Annotated in this window: 1 protein-coding gene; it reads left to right on the forward strand. The window is 46.6% G+C overall.

Features of this window, described 5'->3' with window-relative positions; all coding sequences use genetic code 11:
- Window positions 1–268 precede the first annotated feature (268 nt).
- A partial coding sequence (locus KDK17_RS09010; protein WP_257287892.1) for a hypothetical protein occupies window positions 269–2,648 on the forward strand: 2,380 nt, incomplete at its 3' end.

A 2,648-nucleotide genomic window follows, 5' to 3' on the forward strand; every position in this document is an offset into this window, starting at 1 on the left:
TTCAGGGACAATGTACCTAAATGGTCATTCTCCCATGCAGAAAGTATTCCTTACTTCTACACTTTTGGTGCCTTCTACAAGTGGCAAAAGGGCGATAATAATAAGAAAGCATCTGTTTACGATGAGAGAAATCACTCACAATCAAGCAGACCCTTGAAGCTACCCAAATAAGCAATTGACAGCCATGAGCGATGAAAAGTCGCTTCCTCTCCCGGTATGGCAATCGCTTTTCACGGTAACAAAAAATACTCAGCTCCGAGGTAGCAGAATGTCAAATGCCCGCCCCAATGCATTGAGCCTTGCAGTGGCAATTGTAATCAGCTCTTCCATCATTACTGCAGACGCACTGGCCACCCGCAGGCTGCAGACAAAATCTGTCGATATTTCTGGCAATGAACAGATGGAGTTTACCCAGAATGAGGTCATCGTTAAGCCCACTTTAGATGATGACTCGCAGCCAATACCCAAATCCTTTACCACCACCTACCCTGATCAGGCTGAAGTCAGAGCGGGCTATGACGTTCCTTCTGAAGGCTTCACAGACATTCTTTCTGGCATTGAGGGTGGCGTTTCCAGTGTTGATCAGTTTGAAACCGACGAGAATGACGTTGCCCGGAAATACACCAAAGTCCTGAAGGTGGGTAATGAGGGGGTCTTCAGGTTCACCCATGATCTTGAAGGAAAAGAACTGGTCATTGAAGTCAGGGGCGGAATGATCCATCAGGATTCAATTGGGGCTGTTCGCGCTCAACTGGGCGACGCTCAAACATTAGAACCGTTTACGAACGTTGCCAGCCCTGAACATCTGATCGGAGTGCTGAAAGGTGCGAATGAAAGGGCAGGAAACCTTGGCCAGGTTGATCACTATGTTGCCCTTGCCACCCTAAAAACAGTCAAGGTTGAAGTGAAAGGGCGCACCTTCATGCGTCTCATCGTTTCCGGTGATCAGCCCCCTGCATTGGAGCGCCTGGGTCAATCGCTCTTTGTCAACGATGAGGCGCTTTTCGCAGCAGCTACCTCTGCCTACACCCAGGTTCATCTACTGGGGAAAGAGTTACAACAGGAGGCTCTGGATGATCTGTTGTCATACCATAAACCCGTTGGCTATGTTGTACACACCGAGGATGAGACACAGGCTTATCCTGTACCTGATGATTATCCAAAACTGGAAGTGACTGAGGCTCCGGGAGAGATTATTGTTTTCCGTGGCCAGAAGCAGAACCCCGCCGACATCGCTTTTGTGAAAGCTCTCGCTGACACCTGGCGGAATGAATTTGGCAACAACGCCCCCCCTCCTGAAGCAACAGCATGGGTTAAAAAAGACAAGGTCAAAAGCTACCAGTACGTCATTCAAAGCAATCAGATGGCAATACTGGAAGAGTTAGCTGCGCAACAAAATACTGAACTTATTGGAAGTGGACAAACGACATTTGCATACGATGGTAAACTGGCGAAGCTTGAATACTATGAATATCTTCAGCAGGCATTGACCTATGCTACTCCAGATACAGCAGATGAATTTGAATTCACAGCACCGCACGTCAGATTCGCTTCGTCGATCATCACGCCAACCTGGGTGCATATTCAACTCGCAGAGCGCTTTCGCTTCAAACCCGTACTTAGAAATTTTCTGACTGACCGGAATTTTATCCAAAATATACATAAAGTTATACCCGCTACCAGCAAAATGCCTGGCGACCCTTCTGGCAATTCTTTTGACAAAGACGGAAGCTTTGCTTCCAGAGTCATTGGTGACTCTGCCGGGCAGCTGCTTGAGATGGAAACCAGACTGGAAAAGCTGCTGGCAAGAGAGGCCGAACTCACCGCGCTAAGCAAAGCATTTCAACACAGAACGACAACGCTCATGAGCGGTATTGAGGAAAAACTGAGACTAGTCCAAATCAATCAGCAAGTTGTCAATGAGCTTAAAAAGATTAATCAAGAGCTGGAAGAGAAAAAAGACCTGATTGGCCAACTTGAGCAGGAGAACAAACGAATCCCCGAGCTGGTAAAACAACTTAATGCTGCCGGAGCAAAAGCGACAAACACTCGCAACAGTGAACTGGCAACAGAGCTCGGTATTGACAAATGGGATGATGCCCAGCCCCAAGAGGAACAAGCCAGACTCATCAGTATAAAAATTCATGAAATCAACCAGGTGCATGCTCATCAGCAGCATATGCGTCAACAACTTAATAAAATGGACGATCAACGCGAAATAGAGAATTCTTACACCAGGACCAGAAAAAAAGCTCTGGCATCGGTTCTTGGTATTGACCTGAGTGAAGACACCACACTGGAAGATCGCCCCACCCTCGAATCAACAGTCAATTACAAGCTCTTCAAACTTAAAGAGCTGGAACAAGAACTGAAAGACATCAGAACACCAGGCCACCCCGAAGCCAGGCCTGAAGTACTTGGAAAACTGACTGCTGTGGAAAATATTCTGAATATAGATAACCTCGATACAGAGAACGATGTTTATTACCGTCGTGACGTCATTTCTAAAGAAATTCAGAAATACATCAAAGAAACCAGACAGCAGGTAGAGGAAGAAGCTCTGGAGATGCTGATAGCCGTAGAAAAAGCACTCGAGATCAATGTCAATGAGGGTGATGACAAAGCAACAAGACTTGACAGGATTGAAA

The organism is Endozoicomonas sp. SESOKO2 (assembly GCF_024606245.1).
Classification (GTDB): Bacteria; Pseudomonadota; Gammaproteobacteria; order Pseudomonadales; family Endozoicomonadaceae; genus Endozoicomonas_A.